We start from the raw sequence: 18,106 nt of genomic DNA, 5'->3' as shown, positions 1-18,106 counted from the left end.
GGGCTCCCCATCATTAGCGGGGTATCTTAACCGACTTGGTCGAAGGCTGGCTTGAAGTCATGTTTATCGGGGTAAAAACGCGTGTGATATCATCGGCGCCTCACTGAATTGCGCGGATCACCATGAGCAGTCCTGAACCGAAAGCCCAGTCCACGCTGGCGATCTATTTCCGCCTTTTGGCTTACGTGCGGCCTTATGCCGGCCTTTTCCTTCTCAGCATCGTCGGGTTTCTGATCTTCGCATCGACTCAACCGATGCTCGCTTATATCCTCAAATACTTTGTCGACGGTCTGGCCAATCCTGAAGCCAGTCTGTTCCCGGGCAACCCTTATCTGGGCAAGCTGCAGTTGCTCGAAACCGTGCCACTGATGATTGTCTTCATCGCGCTGTGGCAGGGCGTGGGCTCGTACCTGGGCAACTTCTTCCTGGCGCGGGTTTCGCTGGGGCTGGTGCATGACCTGCGGGTGGTGCTGTTCAATAAATTGCTGGAGTTGCCCAATCGCTTCTTCGACAAGAACAATTCCGGCCATCTGATTTCCCGGATCACCTTCAACGTGACGATGGTCACCGGTGCTGCAACGGATGCGATCAAAGTCGTCATCCGTGAAGGCATGACCGTGATTTTCCTGTTCTGCACACTGTTGTGGATGAACTGGAAACTCACTTTGGTGATGGTCGCCATCCTGCCGTTGATCGGTTTGATGGTGAACAGCACCAGCAAGAAATTCCGCAAGCAAAGCAAGAAGATTCAGGTCTCGATGGGGAACGTCACGCACGTCGCCTCCGAGACCATTCATGGCTACCGCGTTGTGCGCAGCTTCGGCGGCGAGCAGTACGAAAAGGATCGCTTTCGCGATGCCAGCCAGAGCAACACCGACAAGCAGTTGACGATGACCAAGACCGGTGCGGTCTACACGCCGATGCTGCAACTGGTTACGTACAGTGCCATGGCCGTGGTCATGTTCCTCGTGCTGTATCTGCGCGGTGACGCTTCGCCGGGCGATCTGGTGGCGTACATCACCATGGCAGGCCTGTTGCCCAAGCCTATCCGTCAGTTGTCGGAAGTCAGCTCGACCATCCAGAAGGGCGTGGCCGGTGCCGAAAGTATTTTCGAGCAACTGGATGAGCCGGCGGAAGTGGATCGGGGCACGGTCGAGCAGGATCGTCTCGAAGGTCGTCTGGAAGTGCGCAATCTGAGCTTCCACTACCCCGACACCGACAAAGCGGTGCTCAACGACATCAGCTTTGTTGTCGAGCCGGGGCAAATGGTCGCGTTGGTTGGCCGCTCGGGCAGTGGCAAGTCGACCCTGGCCAGCCTCATTCCGCGCTTTTATCAGCATGATCATGCTCAGGGCCAGATTCTGCTCGATGGTGTGCAGGTGCAGGATTTCACCCTGCGCAGCCTGCGTCGGCAGATTGCTCTGGTGACCCAGCAGGTCACGCTGTTCAACGATACGGTGACCAACAACATCGCCTACGGCGACCTGGCCGGCGCGCCGTTCGATGAGGTCAAGCGCGCAGCCACCGAGGCGTATGCCGATGAGTTCATCATCAAGATGCCGCAGGGCTACGAAACCATGGTCGGCGAAAACGGCGTCCTGCTGTCCGGTGGTCAGCGTCAGCGTATCGCCATTGCCCGGGCGCTGCTCAAGGATGCGCCGTTGCTGATTCTCGATGAGGCCACTTCTGCGCTGGATACCGAGTCGGAGCGGCATATTCAGGCTGCCCTGGATCATGTGGTGAAAAACCGCACGACCCTGGTGATCGCTCACCGCTTGAGCACTATTGAAAAGGCCGACCTGATTCTGGTCATGGACGAAGGCCGTATCGTCGAGCGCGGCTCTCACGCGCAATTGCTTGAGCAAAACGGCTATTACGCCCGTCTGCATGCCAAAGAGTTCGAAGAGGGTGACGAGCCTCAGCCGGCACACGCGACCGACGTATGCTGACGATGTTTCGCAGCTTTCGCGAACGTGGCTGGACCGAGATCGACCGGGACAGCTACGCCCGGGCCTGGCAGCGATTTGGCGGCAGCTTTGCCACGCATCCGGAAGTCGTCGAGCGCTTGTCGACATTCCTAGGCATCGAGCTGCGTTACCTGGGCTGGATCGTTGGCGGTGATGTGCTTGCCGCCATCCCTTGCTGGGGCCGGCATGTCGCCTTGTCCAAGGAAGTGCTCAAGCGCGAGGGCAAGCGTGGCTTGCTGGACATGGGCAACGCGGAAATCATTCTGCCGATTGCCCCCGATGTCAGCGTGCCGGTGCGTCAGCGCGTGGCGTATGTATCGCAACTCAATGCCGAGCAGATCAGTACGTTAAAGCCGCAGCCTGAGGGTTTGGCCCTTGCCCGGTTGCCGGAAGAGTATTCGAAGAAATTCCGCTACAACCAGCGTCGCGAACAGCGTCTGCTGGAAGAGGCGGGCGGATCGCTGGTGCCGATGTCCGACTTCACCCCGCAGGAACAGGCTGCCGCTTACGGCGATCTGTTTCAGCGTCGCTGGGGTTTCGAGGTGCCGGGCAAGGCCGGGCTGGTTGAAGTATTTACGTTGCTGCGCGAGTTCATGACCGGTTCGGTGGTGATGCTCGATTCGGCGCCCGTGGCCATTCAGGTGCTGTATCGCGTCGAGGCCCCGCAATGGGTGTCGCTGGAGTACATCAATGGTGGCGTTGACCCGCAGAGCCGCGAGTTCAGTCCCGGCAGTGTGCTGAGTTTCGTCAACACCCAAGACGCCTGGGCGCACGCGCAAGCGCTGGGCAAGCCTTTGCGTTATTCATTCGGTCGCGCCGACCGGGAGTACAAGGATCGCTGGTGCCATAAGGTGCCGGTCTTCAAGGTCTGAATCCATGAGCACTCGCAAGCAACAGCTTCTCAAGGCCCATCGGCGCAACAAGCGTCTGTTCCTGGTCGCCTTTCTGGTGGGGTTGTTGCTGATCGGATGGTTGGTTGCGTGGTGGCTGGTGCCGTTGGTGCTGGTGCTGGCCTGGGTCGCACACGAGGCCTGGTTCGCCGATCATCTGTTCTATCGGCCTGCTGACGACTATTACTACAACTTCCCGGCGCAAACCGCGCGGCAGGCGGTGAGCCTTGCGGGCGGTGTCGTACAGCTGAGCGAGCCGCTGGCGCAGGGCGAGACGCTGGTACTCGAGCTGGAAGTGAAATCCACTTGGCTGGGGCGTTGGCTCGATCCCTGCGTCGAGGTGGGCGATGATCGCCAAGACTTCGAGCGTGGCGTCAAAGGGCGGCGTTTCCTTAATCTGTCCGGTCAGGCCGATGCGCTGGCGCAAGGTGCTCTGGCGCTGCGTGGCCGATATTGCGTACCCGCCGCGACCGGTGTGTTGTGGGTCATGGCCAATCCTGATTATTCCCGTCAGCGGGTGATGGTCATTGCTCCCCATGCCGATGATGCCGAACTCGCCGCATTCGGCCTGTACAGCCGTTGCGAAGACGTCAGTATCGTCACCCTGACCCAGGGCGAGATCGAGGCTGAAGACTTCCAGCGTCTTGGCCTTGATCAAGCCGCAGCGGCACGTTTGAAGGGCCGTTTGCGCAGTTGGGACAGTCTGGTGATCCCGCTTTGGGGGGGCGTGCCTGCCGATCGCTGTGTGCAATTGGGTTATTACTGCTTGCAACTGCCGTCGATGGCCGAAGCGCCTGTGAAGGCGTTCGGCTCCCGTGAGTCGCAGGAAAACGATGTGCGCAGCGTGCGCCGGCACAATCCGTTGAGCCTGCCCGCCGACATCGATGGGCAGCCGACCTGGCAAAATCTGCTGGGCGACCTGAAGGCCCTGCTTGAGCACTATCGTCCAGAAGTGATTGTCACACCGCATCCTGAGCTCGATCCTCACAGCGATCATGTGGCGTCTACCCAGGCGCTGCTTGAGGCTATCGAGCTGAGTCAGTGGAAACCGACAACCCTGCTGATGTACGCCAATCACCTGCACGACAACGATCGCTGGCCGATGGGCCCAGCCGGTGCCGGTATTGCGCTGCCGCCGGCCATCGAGCCATTGCCGGCTGACCGGCTGTGGAGTCCGCTGTTGTCAGCAGATGTGCAACTGGACAAAGCCATGGCACTGGCCATGGAGCACGATCTGCAGGGCGGGCAAGTGTTCAAGCGGCAATTACGCCGCTGGATCCAGCAAGTCCTGGCGGGTCGTCGCTGGCCAGCAACAGGCAGTAACGAGTTTTTCCGCAAGGCGGTCCGGCGTCACGAATTGTTCTGGGTGCGCGACCTTTCAGATTGAGGCGGACGGCGCTTTACCCTGTGTTAATATCGCGCCCCTGTTCATTTTGTATGTGGGTTGCTCCATGAAGTTGTCCATGCCGCGTTTCGATCAAGCCCCGGTCTTGGTAGTCGGCGATGTCATGCTCGACCGTTACTGGCATGGCGGAACCTCACGGATTTCCCCTGAGGCGCCGGTGCCGGTCGTTAAGGTCGAGCAGATCGAAGATCGTCCGGGCGGTGCCGCGAACGTTGCCTTGAACATTGCCGCGCTGGGTGCACCGGCGTCTCTGGTCGGTGTGACCGGTGACGACGAAGCCGCCGACAGCCTGAGCAACAGTCTCAAAGGCGCGGGCGTACGTGCCCTGTTCCAGCGCATTGCGCACCAGCCAACCATCGTCAAGCTGCGGGTCATGAGCCGGCACCAGCAACTGCTGCGTATCGACTTTGAAGAGCCGTTCGCCACCGATGCCCTGGCCCTCGGTTCGCAGGTCGACGACCTGCTCGAAGGCATCAAGGTCCTGGTACTTTCCGACTACGGCAAAGGCGCCCTGAAAAACCATCAGGCGTTGATCCAGGCCGCCCGTGCGAAGAACATTCCGGTACTGGCTGACCCCAAGGGCAAGGATTTCTCGATTTATCGCGGCGCGAGCCTGATCACCCCGAACCTCAGCGAATTCGAAGCCATCGTCGGCGGTTGTGTCGATGAGCATGAACTGGTGAGCAAGGGCGCCGCCCTGATGCACGACCTGGAGCTTGGTGCGCTGCTGGTGACGCGCGGCGAGCACGGCATGACCCTGCTGCGTCCTGACCAGCCGGCACTGCACTTGCCGGCCCGTGCCCGTGAAGTGTTCGATGTCACCGGTGCCGGTGATACGGTGATTTCGACCCTGGCCGCAGCGATTGCCGCCGGTGAAGACCTGCCCCACGCCGTTGCGCTGGCCAATCTGGCCGCCGGCATCGTGGTTGGCAAGCTCGGTACGGCCGCCATCAGTGCTCCGGAGCTGCGTCGCGCCATCCAGCGTGAAGAAGGTTCCGAGCGTGGTGTGCTGGGTCTTGAGCAGTTGCTGCTCGCCGTGGCCGATGCCCGCGCGCACAACGAGAAGATCGTCTTCACCAACGGTTGCTTCGACATCCTGCATGCCGGGCATGTGACCTATCTGGAACAAGCGCGGGCACAGGGCGATCGCCTGATTGTCGCGGTCAACGACGATGCTTCGGTCAGCCGCCTCAAAGGCCCGGGCCGTCCGATCAACAGCGTCGACCGGCGCATGGCCGTTCTCGCCGGCCTCGGCGCGGTGGACTGGGTGATCAGTTTCCCTGAAGGCACCCCGGAAAACCTGCTGCGCGAGGTCAAACCGGACGTGCTGGTCAAGGGCGGCGATTACGGCATCGATCAGGTGGTCGGCGCTGATATCGTCAGCGCTTATGGCGGCACCGTGAAGGTCTTGGGGCTTGTGGAAAACAGCTCGACAACTGCGATTGTCGAGAAGATCCGCAGTCGTTGATCAGATGAATTTTTACTGTTGTGTACTGCGTGTGAACGGATTTTGCCTTGGGGATTTTACCGTTTCCGTTGATGTAGGCAGCTTTGAATCCGATGCGCTTGCCTGCCTACGTCGCGTGGTCAATTAATCTATGAAAGTCATGCTCCTGGTGATGGACGAGCAGCGGGTCATTCTCGACCGGCTCTACGACATCGTGCAGCAGAACTGTGATGAATGTTTCATCTATCGTTTGAGCAAACGGCAACAAATGAACCTGGGGCCGTTTCTGGCCTCGGTTGGTTATCAGAACTTCGATCGTGTGGTCATCTTTTCCAGGGTCAAGCGCCTGGCCCCGCAATTGCGGGTGCTCAAGTGCATTCCCGGGCTGGTCTTCCTCGAACACGACGCCTACCAGAACTACATGCCGGCGAGTAAGTATCGTGGCGTGTATTCACGCCTCTACCGTCGCCTGCCGAGTTGTCGGGCGCTGGTGTCCGGTGCTGTGGTCGCGCGCAAGATGCTGGCTGAGGGCATCGACACGGTGTTCGTCTCCAAGGGTTATGACGAGCAGATGCTGCACAACACCGGCGTCGAGCGGGATATTCCCATCGGCTTTCTGGGCAGCCTGAAAAGTACCGAATATGCCGAGCGCAAAGCCATGCTCGAGTCGCTCTCGCAGCGGACCGGGATGCTGGTGACCCGCACCAAGTCGGGTGAGGAATACCTGCAGACGCTCAATCGCATCAGGATTTTCGTCAGCGCCGACATCGGCATGAACGAGTTCATGATCAAGAACTACGAGGCCATGGCTTGCGGTTGTGTGTTGCTGGCCTGGAGCCAAGGCGAAGAAGACCGCTTGCTTGGTTTTGAAGACATGCACAACACCGTGTTCTACCGCAGCGAAGAAGAGGCGGTGGAGAAGATCAAGCTGTTGCAGAGCGATCCGGAACTCGCGGAGCGCATTGCCCGCAACGGCCAGGAATTTGCGCAAAGCCGTTATTCCTTTGCCCGTGTCGGTCAGGCACTGGCCACGGAAATCCAGCGTGAGATGCGCCCATGGCAGCCGCCTTCGGCGTTCACACGGTTCTGGGTGAAACTGCGCTACGGGATGAAGGTGCCAGTCTGAATGAAGGATCATCAAGCGTCGCAACCCGACGAACACATGGCGCTGGATGCGCTGCCCGGCGGTGATCAGTCCGTTCTGGGCGCTCTGCCTGCAGACCTTCTCGAGCGTCTCGGCCGTGCACCTCGGGTCGTGCTGGTTGCCAACAATCCGGCTATCACCGCGGCAGACTTTCAGGCGCTGGACATTGGCGCCGATGATGTCGTCGTCAGCTTCAATACCTGCATCAAAGCGGCGCTGCTCAACAAGCACAGCGTCAATGTCTTCGTGCATGGCTACAACGCGCAAGACGCCTATTTTTTTGGTCTGCCTTACGCGCCGCCGGTGCAGCGCATGTTCGAACAGGCGAATGAACGCTGTTTCAGCATGCTGGTGGGCTGTGCCGCACCGATGTGCCCATTGCCGCGTGTGGCGATGTATTGGGATCGCATTCCGCTGCCGCCGCTGTGGAACTACCCGGTCGACCGGCCTGGCGGTAAACGCTACGTCGGGCCGTCCACGGGTTTTAACACGCTGGTGTTGTTCGACTGGTTACGTGATCACGCCGGTTATACCTATCAACTGATGACCCTGGGGTTTTCCAACGAAGCAGGAAAGCTGTGGGGTGGCCATGCCTGGGATTACGAGCGCGACTGGCTACAGAAATCGCACGTCATTGTGGTGCCGCTGCCACCCCGTCGCTGGTGGCAAAAGCTGTTTCGGCAAAAGTAAGCCACATCGTGAATCCGGTTGCCGTCAGGCCCGAACCATTTTCAAAAGGTGCTGTTGAGTGTTGAAAATTGCCGTGGCTTTTTTCGGGATCCCGAGAAATTCGACAATCTGCTTCCCCTCTATCGAACAAAACGTTCTGGCGCAGTTGCCTGCGGGCAGCGACGTTAAGTGCTTCTACCATCTGTACAAGATCGATGAGGTGCAGAACACGCGGTCCGGCGAGAAGGGTGAACTGAAGGCGGACAATTACCAGCCGTTCGAGTCGATGACCGGCACGCTCACCTCGACCGAAGGTGTGCTGGAGCGCTGGGATTTCGAGCAGGTCAAAGCACAGGGCGACACTTGGGCCGATGACTATGCGTCGCTGCGTAATCTGATCTATCAGCTCAACTCGTTGCACACCGTGACCTCGATGATCGAATCCTTCAATCCGGATTTCGTTGTGTTCGTGCGCCCGGACAATTTCTTCCACACCGCGCTGCCCGGCTATGTGTTCAATCATCCGCAGGTGCGGCGACACAACGCCTACATTCCTGATTGGCAGTGGTGGGGTGGTTTGAACGACCGTTTCGCGGTTTGCGGGCGCGATACCTATGTCGCGTACGGCAAACGGGTCGAGCGCATTTTCGATTTCTGCAAGGCGACAGGTCGCAAGCTGCATTCCGAGCGCTTGCTCAAATATGCGTTGCAGCAGGTGGATGCCAAAATCTGCACACTGCCGACTCAGGCATCACGAGTGCGCATTACCGGCGCATTTGCCGAGGAGTCGTTCTCGCCCAAGCGCGGCATGGGCAAGCGCGAAAACCGCTACTTCCATTTCTTCGCCGCGTTGCGCACGTGGTGGGATCGCCGCCGCTAAACCGCTATTTGGCGGTTTTTTTGCCCAGCCCGACCAAACGCAGCGCCTTGATGCTCAACTGCTTGAGCCCCTGACGCGGGGCTTTCGCCGGTTGCAGACCCTGTTGCACCAGCCAGTCCTTCCAGCGAATCCGCTCCTCGCGCACGACCCAGCCGGTTTGTGTCGCAAAGCTCTCGGCCAGATACAGACCTCGGGTGCTGGCCGGCACCAGTTTGTCGCGCTTGAGCGTGTATAGCTCGGCCAGTGGCGCGCCGTCCTTGAGTGGCATCAAGTACAGGTCGGGGCGCTTGCGGTCGAGTCTGGCCACCAGTTGATCACCTTCCAGACGCTCGTCGACGTGGAACAGACTCAGGGACTTGGCCTCCTTGGGCACATCCAGGCGCAAGTCGTAGATCAATTGCAGTGACGCGGTCGGCAGGTGTACGTAGGCCCGAGGCCGTTCGAGCAATTGCAGATTGGCGCTACGGATCGGTCGCGCTGAGCCGGACAACGGGGTCAGGCGAAACGGCAGGGCTTCGCGATAATGCAGAGCTGCAGAGTAGGGGGCTGGCAGCCAGGTGTCGTTGAAGCGCCCGCCGAGCCAGCCTTCCGGTGTCTCGAGCAAACACTCTTCAGCAATTTCCTGAATGGCCGTGTGTAGCGGGATATTCAGCTCATGAGCCGGCACGTAACCGGAAATCAATTTGAGCACGACGTCGCCACGGTCCTGTCGGCGCTGGCGCACCAGCACCCAATAATCGCGATTCTGCCAATGCAGGGTCAGACGTACCGAAACGCCGAGATTGGCCAGCTCCAGCGAGAAGCGCTCAGTGTCGGCCACGCTCACCGGTTTGCGCCGCTGCAAGGTCTGCGCGAAGTTCAGCGGCATGCCGACGCTCTGATAGGTCAGGCCTTCGGGGGTGGCTTCGACGAACAGCGGCAGGGTCTTGAAGTTGCTCGGGTTCTTTCTGATGAGCGTGCGCGGCATATCGGCTCCTGCTTAAGGCCGCGAGGCGGCGTCAGTGACCACGTAGGACCTGGGCAACGGTCGTAACGTTGTGGGCGAGGTGCAGCGGATTGATCGTGCCGACAATAGCACTGGCCACGCCAGGCTGTGCGAACAGCAATTCGAAGCTGGCACGCACCGGGTCGACGCCCGGGCTCAGGCAGACATGACCGCTGGCCAAGGCTTTTTTCACCAGAATGGCTTTGCCGTGGACAGCAGCATAGTCAATGACAGCTTTCTCGTTTTGTTCGTTCAGATTGTAGGTGACCATTGCGCAGTCACCTTGCTCCAGTGCCTTGAGGCCACCTTCGACGGTTTTTCCAGAAAAGCCGAAGCCGCGAATCTTGCCTTCGGCCTTGAGCGCCGCGAGGGTGGCGTACACCTCTTCGTGCTCGAGAATTGCCATGTCGTTGCCGTCGGAATGCACCAGCACCAGGTCGATAAAATCGGTTTCAAGACGTTGCAGGCTGCGTTCCACCGACATTCGTGTGTGTGCTGCACTGAAATCGTGGCGCGACAGACCATCGGCAAACTCTTCGCCGACCTTGCTGACGATTACCCAGTCCTGACGCTGGCCACGCAGCAGCGGGCCGAGACGCTCTTCGCTGCGGCCATAGGCCGGGGCGGTGTCGATCAGGTTGATGCCCAATTCCCGCGCCTGACGCAGCAGCATGCGCGCTTCGTCGTCGCCGGGAATCTGAAAACCGTTGGGGTATTTCACGCCTTGGTCACGGCCGAGTTTGACCGTGCCCAGACCCAGTGGCGAAACCATCAGGCCGGTGCTGCCCAACGGTCGATGAAGGTCGTGCAGATTGGCAATGGTCATGGCAGCAGTTGCTCCCAGGCGGGAACGCCCATGGGTGGTTTTGGCAGCGCCGGCAAAGGTTCGGCGGCTTGCGGCTGGATGCCGTCGCGCTCGAGAGAGGCGATGACCCGGTCAGCGAAGTCCGGTGCCAGCGCCAGTTTGGTTGGCCAGCCGACCAGCAAGCGCCCCTGCTCGGCGAGAAAGGCGTTGTCCGGGCGTGTCAGCCCGGTTTGCAGTGGCTCGGCACGGTCAACCCGCAGGGTCGCCCATTGCGTGGCGCTGAGGTCGATCCACGGCAGCAACTGTGCGATCTCTTTCTGCGCGGTGGCGATCTGCTCGGCCGGCTCGCGGTGCACGCCTTCGCTTTCGGCGATGTCGCCGCCCATGTACCAGACCCATTGGCCGTCAGCCGCCGGGTGTGTGGTTACGGTGATCCGCGGTTTGCTGCCGCCACCCAGGCAGTGGGCGTACAACGGTTTCAGGCCCGGGCCTTTGGCGAGGATCATGTGCAGCGGCCGGCGTTGCATGGCCGGCTTGCTCAGACCGAGGTCTTCAAGCAGTTGGGCGGTACCCGCGCCGGCGCTGAGGACGATGCGCTGAGCGCGAATCTCGCGGCCGTCGACTTGCAACCCGACCAGCACGCCCGCTTCCAGCAGCGGCTCGATGGTTTGCCCGGCGAGCAGGCCATCGCCGGCCAGATCGGCCAGACGCTGGATCAGGCTTGGCACATCCACGACCAGTTCGGCGAGACGATAGACCTTGCCCTTGAAGCGCTTGTCTTGCAGGGCTGGCGGCAGTTGCTCGCCCTTGACCTGATCAACGCGGCCGCGCACCGCTTTGCTGGCGAAGAAACTGGTGAGGTTGCCGGCGAGGGTCCCCGGCGACCACAGGTAATGGGCCTCGGACAGCAGGCGCACACCGGACAGGTCCAGCTCGCCATTGCCGGCCAGCGCTTCACGCCAGCGGCGCGGCATGTCGGCGATGGCTTCCGAGGCGCCGGTCAGAGCACCGTGCAGCGCGTATTTGGCGCCGCCGTGGATGATGCCCTGGGATTTAACGCTTTGCCCGCCGCCGAGGCTGGCACTTTCCACCAGCACGGTCGAAAAACCCTGGCGGCGCAGACGCGCGTTCAACCAGAGGCCGGCGACACCAGCGCCGACAATCAGAACGTCGGTGGAAATAACGGATGGCATGCAACGACCTCAGTGTTCAAGACGAGGGCGCAGTATACAGACTCGGGAAAGGGGCGGATTTGTCGATGATCAACAGGCCGAACACAAATCCAAATGTGGGAGCGAGCAGGCTCACTCCTACAAGGGAATGTGGTTGGGCTTTAGTGCCCGGCAGTTTTCGAGAACAACTGGATCACGACGACGCCCAGCACGATCAACGCCATCCCCAGCATCGCCGGGATATCCAGTTTTTGCCCGTAGATAAACAGCGCCGCGACGCTGACCATCACAATGCCCATACCCGCCCAGACCGCATAGGCAACGCCGACCGGTACGGTGCGCACCACCAGCGTCAGCATCCAGAACGCAATCGCGTAGCCGACGATGACCAGCACTAGCGGCAGGGGGGTGCTGATGCCTTTGACGGCCTTCATCGATACGGTGGCGATCACTTCGGCGCAGATGGCAATGGCCAGGTAGGCGTAGGCGTTCATGGTTCAGATCCTCAATGTAAAACGTTGCTTGCTGAGGCGGCATTCTAGTGATTCACCAGATGGGGTAAAGTCATTACCTATCTGTTCTGAAGATGGGTTGGCGAATCAGCATGCAGTGGAATCTGGATCAACTTCGGGTGTTTGTCGATGTGGCCGAACATCGCTCGTTTTCCGCCGTGGCGCGCCAGCAGCGCAAGGCGCAATCGGCGATCAGCAACGCTGTTGCCATGCTTGAAGATGATCTGGGCGTGAGCCTGTTTGAGCGTAGCAGCGGTCGCCAGCCAAGCCTTACTGAAGCGGGCGAAGCATTGCTCGAAGAAGCGCGGGAAGTCCTGCGCCAGTGTGAGCGTCTGAATGGCCGGGCGATGGCCATGATGCGTGGTCAGGAAGCGCAACTGCGCGTGGCCCAGGACGAGGCGATGCCCTATCAGGCGCTGGTGGAAAGTTTCGGTGAACTGGCCGAGCAATTCCCCAGCCTTGAAGTGCAACTGACCAGCGCCGCGCAAGGCGAAGTCGCGCGAAAACTGGTCGAACGTCGCGCCGACCTCGGCCTGCTTTTCTATCACGATGAAATCCCCGAAGCCTTGGAGCGCCGCGTCCTCGGCAGCGTGGAGATGGTCACGGTCTGTGGCATCAAGCACCCGCTGGCGGCGCAGTCCTATGTGACCTGCCAACAACTGGCGCAACACCGACAGTTGCTGATGTCGACGCAAACCAGCGTCTATCCCGGCAACGAGCCGGCCAGCCCGCAGGTGTGGCGCGCCGACAGTTTCTACGTGATGTCCGAATGGCTGGTGCGCGATCTGGGCTGGGCCTGGTTGCCGCGCCATGTGGTGCAGTACTCGGCGTATCAGGGCTTGATGGTTGAACTCGACAGTGAGTGGACGCCGCCGGCGCTGGTGGTTGAGCTGGTCTGGCGCCGCGACGAACCGCTCGGCCCGGCCGCGCGTTGGCTGGCCGAACGTTTTGCCGTGCACTTGCGGGCGATCGGTGGCAAAAGTCGATAAACTCCGCCGCCATGAATAGAACTCTCTACACCGCGCTGTTTTACCTGGGGCTGCCATTGGTGGCGATTCGGCTGTGGCTGCGGGCGCGCAAGGCGCCGGCGTATACCAAGCGGATTGGCGAACGTTTTTCCTACGGCATGCCGAGGTTGCAACCCGGCGGCATCTGGGTGCACGCGGTATCGGTGGGCGAAAGCATCGCTGCCGCACCGATGATCCGCGCTTTGTTGCAACGTTATCCACAGTTGCCAATTACCGTGACCTGCATGACCCCGACCGGGTCGGAGCGGATTCAGGCGCTGTTCGCCAACGAGCCGCGCATTCAGCATTGCTATCTGCCCTACGACTTGCCGTGTGCGGCGTCGCGTTTTCTTGATCGCGTTCAGCCCAAGCTTGCGGTGATCATGGAAACCGAGTTGTGGCCTAACCACATTCATCAGTGCGCCAAGCGTGGAATTGCGGTGGCGCTGGCCAACGGACGTTTGTCCGAGCGCTCCGCACGCGGCTATGGCCGCTTCAGCAAGCTGACCGCGCCGATGCTGGCCGAGATGAGTTTGTTCGCCGTGCAGACCGAAGCCGAAGCCCAGCGCTTCCGCGATCTGGGTGCGCGTGCGGAAACAGTCGAAGTCACCGGTTCGATCAAGTTCGACCTGACCATCGACCCGCAACTGCTGCAACGCGCGGCCGAACTGCGCGGGCAGTGGCAGGCGCTGGAGCGCCCGGTGTGGATCGCCGCCAGCACCCACGAAGGCGAAGACGAAGTGGTGCTCGATGCCCATCGCCGCTTGCTGACCAATCATCCGGATGCCCTGCTGATCCTGGTGCCGCGTCACCCGGAACGTTTCAACTCGGTGTTCGAACTGTGTCAGCGCGAAGGTTTTGCCACGGTGCGACGCTCGACCGCAGCTCAGGTCGATGCAAAGACTTCAGTACTGCTCGGCGACACCATGGGCGAATTGTTGTTTCTCTATGCCTTGGCGGACAGTGCGTTTGTCGGCGGCAGCCTGGTGCCTAACGGTGGGCACAACCTGCTGGAGCCGGCAGCCTTGGCCAAACCGGTGATCAGCGGCCCGCACCTGTTCAACTTCCTCGACATCGCCGCGCAAATGCGTGAAGCCGGAGCGTTGGCCGAAGTGGATGATGCCGAAGGGCTGGCGGTGGAGGTGCAGCGCTTGTTCGAATTGCCGCGTGATGCGCAGCGTATGGCCGACGCCGGGCTGGCGGTGATGCGCCGCAATCAGGGCGCGTTGCAGCGCTTGCTGGATGGCTTGGGGAGATTGATCAATTAAGCAAAAAGATCGCAGCCTTCGGCAGCTCCTACATTGGAATCCGTTTCCTGTAGGAGCTGCCGGAGGCTGCGATCTTTTGTTTTTAAGGCTTAAGGCCGGGCCTTGAGCTGCGCCTCGGCGGCCTTGGCCAGATCCGGCGGGAGGAAATCCTTGTCTGGGTTGTAATCGGCCTTCAGATACCGCCGCAGATCTTCCAGGTCACCCGGGTTCAGTGTCCCCGCCGCCTGCTTCAAACGCAGGTTGTCGAGGATGTAGTCATAACGCGTGTTGTTGTAATTGCGCACCGAGGTGTACAGCTGACGCTGCGCATCGAGCACGTCAACGATGTTGCGCGTACCGACCTGATAACCGATCTCGGTAGCTTCCACTGCGCTCTGGTTGGAAATGATCGACTGACGACGCGCCTGCACTTGCTCGACGTCGGTGTTCACCGCACGGTGCAGGTTGCGGGTGTTCTCGACGATCTGCCTGCGTAGGGATTCGCGCTGTTGTTCGCTCTGATTCAGTTGCTCATACGACTGGCGCACTTGCGAGCTGGTCAGCCCGCCGCTGTAGATCGGGATGTTCAGTTGCAAGCCGACTGTGCTCTGCTCGACGTTGCCGTGATAAGGCGTGCCGAACGAGTTCGGATTGGCAAATCCCAGCGCATCGTTGTCACCCTTTTCGTATTTGGCCACGGCGTCGAGGGTTGGCAAATGGCCGGCCTTGCGCTGCTTCAACGTTTCTTCGGCCGAGCTGACGGCGAAGTTGCTCGCCAGCAGGTTAAGGTTCTGTTTCGCCGCTGTGTCGACCCACGCCTTGGCATCGTTCGGCGCCGGCGGCAGGATCGGCAGCGTATGGACGATGCCCTGAATCGAGTTGTACTGGCGGTTGGTCAGGGTGATCAGCGCTTCGAAGGCATCATCGACCTGACGCTGGGCAACGATGCGGTTGGCTCGTGCGGTGTCGTAACTGGCTTGCGATTGCAGCACGTCGGTCTTGTCCGACAGGCCGACATCGAAGCGCTCGTTGGACTGGTCGAGCTGGCGCTTGAACGCGGCTTCTTCAGCCTTGGTCGAGGCGAGGTTGTCCTGGCTGCGCAGCACGTTGAAATAGCTTTCGGCCGATTGCAGGATCAGGTTCTGTTCGGTCGCCGACAGTTGCAGGGCGGCTTGCTCGTTGACGTCCTTCGCGGCCTGGTACTGGAACCAGCGATCGGCGCGGAACAATGGCTGGGCCAGAGTCGCTTGATAAGAGTGAGCGCTGCGATTGGCAGTGGCCGAGGGTTGATCGATCGACGTGCGCACATTGGCCACTTCGGCACCGCCCGACAGGTTCGGCAGCAGACCGGCGCGGGCCTGTGGCACGACTTCTTTCTGCGCACCGTACTGAGCGCGGGCGGCGGCCAGGTCGGCATTGTTGTCGACCGCTTCCTGATAGACGCTGACCAGATCGGTTTTGGTCGACAAGGGCGCTTCTGCTGCCCAGGCCATTGCGTTGGACGCACAAGACACGGCAACAGCCAGTGAGAGTTTGCGCAGCATGAGGCGATCCCTAGCATTAATATTATGGAAGTAATCCGGGCGCCAAAGGTAAGGCGCAAGCCCCGCAGCGTCAAGGCGTGGCGGGGCAAAGCGAGTGTAGTTGCGCATTTGCCTCACAACAATCGGCCAAGCCCCTGTATTTATGCCATTCATCATGGTGTTTGCTGCGGTGTTGGCGTTCTTTGCCGGTTGTGTCTAGACTGGCCGGGTTCTTGTCGGGGTGCCTTGCTATGAGGCTGAGATCGAATAATTTCGGATCCCGTTGAACCTGATCAGGTTAGCGCCTGCGTAGGGAACAAGATTTCTCGTCACCCGGCGAGTCCTCTTGTGCTTCGTCCGGGAAATTGTTCGACAATCGAACGCTCGACGACGATGCACAGCACCGGTCCTGGTGCGTCCGCGCCTTTCAGGTTCTGCTCCGACAATCCACTGCCTGGATGCTGTCTGGAGAGCCCGTGATGACTACAAAATCAAAAAACGCGATCAACCTGAGTGACTCGGCCAAGGTCGACGAGCAATCGGTCAAGCCGTTCACCCGTTCGCAAAAAGTCTACGTTCAGGGCTCGCGCCCGGACATCCTCGTGCCGATGCGCGAAATCACCCTTGATGTGACCCCGACTGACTTCGGCGGTGAAATCAACGCACCGGTCACCGTTTACGATACCTCGGGCCCCTACACCGATCCGAACGTGGTGATCGACGTACGCAAAGGCCTGGCCGATGTGCGTTCGGCGTGGATCGATGACCGTGGCGACACCGAGCGCCTGGCGGGTCTGAGTTCCAACTTTGGTCGCGAGCGCCTCGCCGATCCGGAACTGACCAAGCTGCGCTTTGCCCACGTCAACAACCCGCGCCGCGCCAAGGCTGGGGCTAACGTCACGCAAATGCACTATGCGCGTCAGGGCATCATCACGCCCGAGATGGAATTCGTCGCCATCCGCGAAAACATGAAGCTTGAGGTGGCCCGCGCCGCCGGCCTGCTGGATCAGCAACACCCGGGTCACAGCTTCGGCGCCAGCGTGCCGAAAATCATCACCCCTGAATTTGTCCGTGAAGAGATCGCCCGTGGCCGCGCAATCATTCCGGCCAACATCAACCACACCGAACTGGAACCGATGATCATCGGCCGTAACTTCCTGGTGAAGATCAACGGCAATATCGGCAACAGCGCGTTGGGTTCGTCCATCGAAGAAGAAGTGGCGAAACTGACCTGGGGCATTCGCTGGGGCGCGGACAACATCATGGACTTGTCCACCGGCAAGCACATTCACGAAACCCGCGAGTGGATCATCCGTAACTCGCCGGTGCCGATCGGCACAGTGCCGATCTATCAGGCGCTGGAAAAAGTCGGCGGCGCGGCCGAAGACCTGACCTGGGAGCTGTTCCGCGACACGCTGATCGAGCAGGCCGAGCAGGGCGTCGACTACTTCACCATTCACGCCGGCGTGCTGCTGCGTTACGTGCCGCTGACCGCCAAACGCGTGACCGGTATCGTTTCCCGTGGCGGTTCGATCATGGCCAAGTGGTGCCTGGCGCATCACAAGGAAAACTTCGCCTACACGCATTTCGAAGAAATCTGCGAAATCATGAAAGCCTATGACGTCAGCTTCTCGCTGGGTGATGGCTTGCGTCCGGGGTCGATTGCCGACGCCAACGATGCTGCTCAATTCGGCGAACTGGAAACCCTCGGCGAACTGACCAAGATCGCCTGGAAACACGACGTGCAAACCATGATCGAAGGCCCGGGCCACGTGCCGATGCAGTTGATCAAAGAGAACATGGACAAGCAGCTGGAGTGCTGCGATGAGGCGCCGTTCTACACCCTCGGCCCGCTGACCACCGACATTGCGCCGGGCTACGACCACATCACCTCGGGTATCGGTGCGGCGATGATCGGCTGGTTCGGTTGCGCGATGCTTTGCTACGTGACGCCGAAGGAACACTTGGGTCTGCCGAACAAGGATGACGTGAAGACCGGGATCATCACTTACAAGATCGCCGCGCACGCAGCGGACTTGGCCAAAGGGCATCCGGGCGCACAGATTCGCGACAACGCCTTGAGCAAGGCGCGTTTCGAGTTCCGTTGGGAGGATCAGTTCAACCTGGGTCTGGATCCGGATACCGCGCGTTCGTATCACGATGAAACCCTGCCGAAGGATTCGGCGAAGGTCGCGCATTTCTGTTCGATGTGCGGGCCGAAATTCTGCTCGATGAAGATCACTCAGGAAGTCCGCGAGTATGCGGCCAACCAGCGGATCGACGCGGTCGACGTGGACGTCGCCCAAGGCCTGGCGGAACAGGCCGAGCGGTTCAAGAAGGAAGGCAGTCAGCTGTACAAAAAGGTTTGAGCCCGTACTGATCGTTCCCACGCTCTGCGTGGGAATGCAGCCCGTGACGCTCCGCGTCACTGGTCCCTAGAGGCGTTCCCACGC

At 60.4% G+C, this 18,106-nt stretch carries 15 protein-coding genes and 1 riboswitch; of the genes, 10 read left to right on the top strand and 5 right to left on the bottom strand.

Annotated elements, in window-relative coordinates:
• Positions 1-122 precede the first annotated feature (122 nt).
• The 7 genes from msbA to PMI23_RS10145 all read left to right on the top strand — a co-directional run bounded on the left by msbA (position 123) and on the right by PMI23_RS10145 (position 8,402).
• Entirely contained in the window at positions 123-1,949 is a 1,827-nt protein-coding gene (msbA, locus tag PMI23_RS10175) for a lipid A export permease/ATP-binding protein MsbA (RefSeq protein WP_007915714.1), read from the top strand.
• Positions 1,943-2,839: a GNAT family N-acetyltransferase gene (locus tag PMI23_RS10170; protein WP_007915717.1), complete on the top strand. Its 897-nt coding sequence runs from the start codon at positions 1,943-1,945 to the stop codon at positions 2,837-2,839. The genes msbA and PMI23_RS10170 overlap by 7 nt, the downstream gene beginning before the upstream one ends.
• Before the next feature lie 4 nt (positions 2,840-2,843).
• The gene (locus PMI23_RS10165; protein ID WP_007915719.1) at positions 2,844-4,244 is read left to right on the top strand and encodes a PIG-L deacetylase family protein; all 1,401 of its coding nucleotides are present in this window, start codon (positions 2,844-2,846) and stop codon (positions 4,242-4,244) included.
• A gap of 64 nt (positions 4,245-4,308) precedes the next feature.
• A complete protein-coding gene (gene hldE, locus PMI23_RS10160; RefSeq protein ID WP_007915721.1) occupies positions 4,309-5,730 on the top strand; it encodes a bifunctional D-glycero-beta-D-manno-heptose-7-phosphate kinase/D-glycero-beta-D-manno-heptose 1-phosphate adenylyltransferase HldE in 1,422 nt (473 codons plus the stop codon).
• Positions 5,731-5,860: 130 nt separating this feature from the next.
• A complete protein-coding gene (locus PMI23_RS10155) occupies positions 5,861-6,835 on the top strand; it encodes a glycosyltransferase family protein (RefSeq protein ID WP_007915723.1) in 975 nt (324 codons plus the stop codon).
• The gene (locus PMI23_RS10150; protein ID WP_007915725.1) at positions 6,836-7,543 is read left to right on the top strand and encodes a hypothetical protein; all 708 of its coding nucleotides are present in this window, start codon (positions 6,836-6,838) and stop codon (positions 7,541-7,543) included. It abuts the gene before it with no gap.
• Positions 7,544-7,601: 58 nt separating this feature from the next.
• Positions 7,602-8,402 (top strand): hypothetical protein, encoded by an 801-nt coding sequence (locus PMI23_RS10145; protein WP_007915726.1) that lies wholly within the window; start codon positions 7,602-7,604, stop codon positions 8,400-8,402.
• Between the two features lie 4 nt (positions 8,403-8,406).
• On the opposite strand, the gene PMI23_RS10140 is transcribed toward PMI23_RS10145, so the two are convergent.
• The 4 genes from PMI23_RS10140 to PMI23_RS10125 form a co-directional block, all read right to left on the bottom strand.
• On the bottom strand, positions 8,407-9,369 hold the full coding sequence (locus tag PMI23_RS10140) for a hypothetical protein (protein ID WP_007915727.1): 963 nt from the start codon (positions 9,367-9,369) through the stop codon (positions 8,407-8,409).
• 31 nt (positions 9,370-9,400) lie between these two features.
• The gene (locus PMI23_RS10135) at positions 9,401-10,213 is read right to left on the bottom strand and encodes an aldo/keto reductase (RefSeq protein WP_007915728.1); all 813 of its coding nucleotides are present in this window, start codon (positions 10,211-10,213) and stop codon (positions 9,401-9,403) included.
• A complete protein-coding gene (locus tag PMI23_RS10130; RefSeq protein WP_007915729.1) occupies positions 10,210-11,385 on the bottom strand; it encodes an NAD(P)/FAD-dependent oxidoreductase in 1,176 nt (391 codons plus the stop codon). Before PMI23_RS10130 ends, PMI23_RS10135 begins: the two co-directional genes overlap by 4 nt.
• Positions 11,386-11,525: 140 nt before the next feature.
• Entirely contained in the window at positions 11,526-11,858 is a 333-nt protein-coding gene (locus PMI23_RS10125; RefSeq protein WP_007915730.1) for a DMT family transporter, read from the bottom strand.
• 104 nt (positions 11,859-11,962) lie between these two features.
• Here PMI23_RS10125 and PMI23_RS10120 point away from each other — a divergent pair, with 104 nt between their 5' ends.
• Both PMI23_RS10120 and waaA read left to right on the top strand, forming a co-directional pair.
• A complete protein-coding gene (locus tag PMI23_RS10120; protein ID WP_176472350.1) occupies positions 11,963-12,865 on the top strand; it encodes a LysR family transcriptional regulator in 903 nt (300 codons plus the stop codon).
• Positions 12,866-12,876: 11 nt separating this feature from the next.
• The gene (waaA, locus tag PMI23_RS10115) at positions 12,877-14,151 is read left to right on the top strand and encodes a lipid IV(A) 3-deoxy-D-manno-octulosonic acid transferase (protein ID WP_007915732.1); all 1,275 of its coding nucleotides are present in this window, start codon (positions 12,877-12,879) and stop codon (positions 14,149-14,151) included.
• Positions 14,152-14,240: 89 nt separating this feature from the next.
• On the opposite strand, the gene PMI23_RS10110 is transcribed toward waaA, so the two are convergent.
• Positions 14,241-15,674: a TolC family outer membrane protein gene (locus tag PMI23_RS10110; RefSeq protein WP_007915734.1), complete on the bottom strand. Its 1,434-nt coding sequence runs from the start codon at positions 15,672-15,674 to the stop codon at positions 14,241-14,243.
• 206 nt (positions 15,675-15,880) lie between these two features.
• Positions 15,881-15,986, top strand: a riboswitch (TPP riboswitch).
• A 146-nt stretch (positions 15,987-16,132) separates the two neighbouring features.
• Between PMI23_RS10110 and thiC the strand changes: the two genes are divergently transcribed.
• Positions 16,133-18,022 (top strand): phosphomethylpyrimidine synthase ThiC, encoded by a 1,890-nt coding sequence (thiC, locus tag PMI23_RS10105; RefSeq protein WP_007915736.1) that lies wholly within the window; start codon positions 16,133-16,135, stop codon positions 18,020-18,022.
• The last annotated feature ends 84 nt before the right edge of the window (positions 18,023-18,106 follow it).

Source organism: Pseudomonas sp. GM24 (assembly GCF_000282235.1).
Lineage (GTDB): Bacteria > Pseudomonadota > Gammaproteobacteria > Pseudomonadales > Pseudomonadaceae > Aquipseudomonas.
The sequence above is the reverse complement of the archived record's forward strand: the minus strand, read 5'-3'. Positions and strand labels throughout refer to the sequence as shown.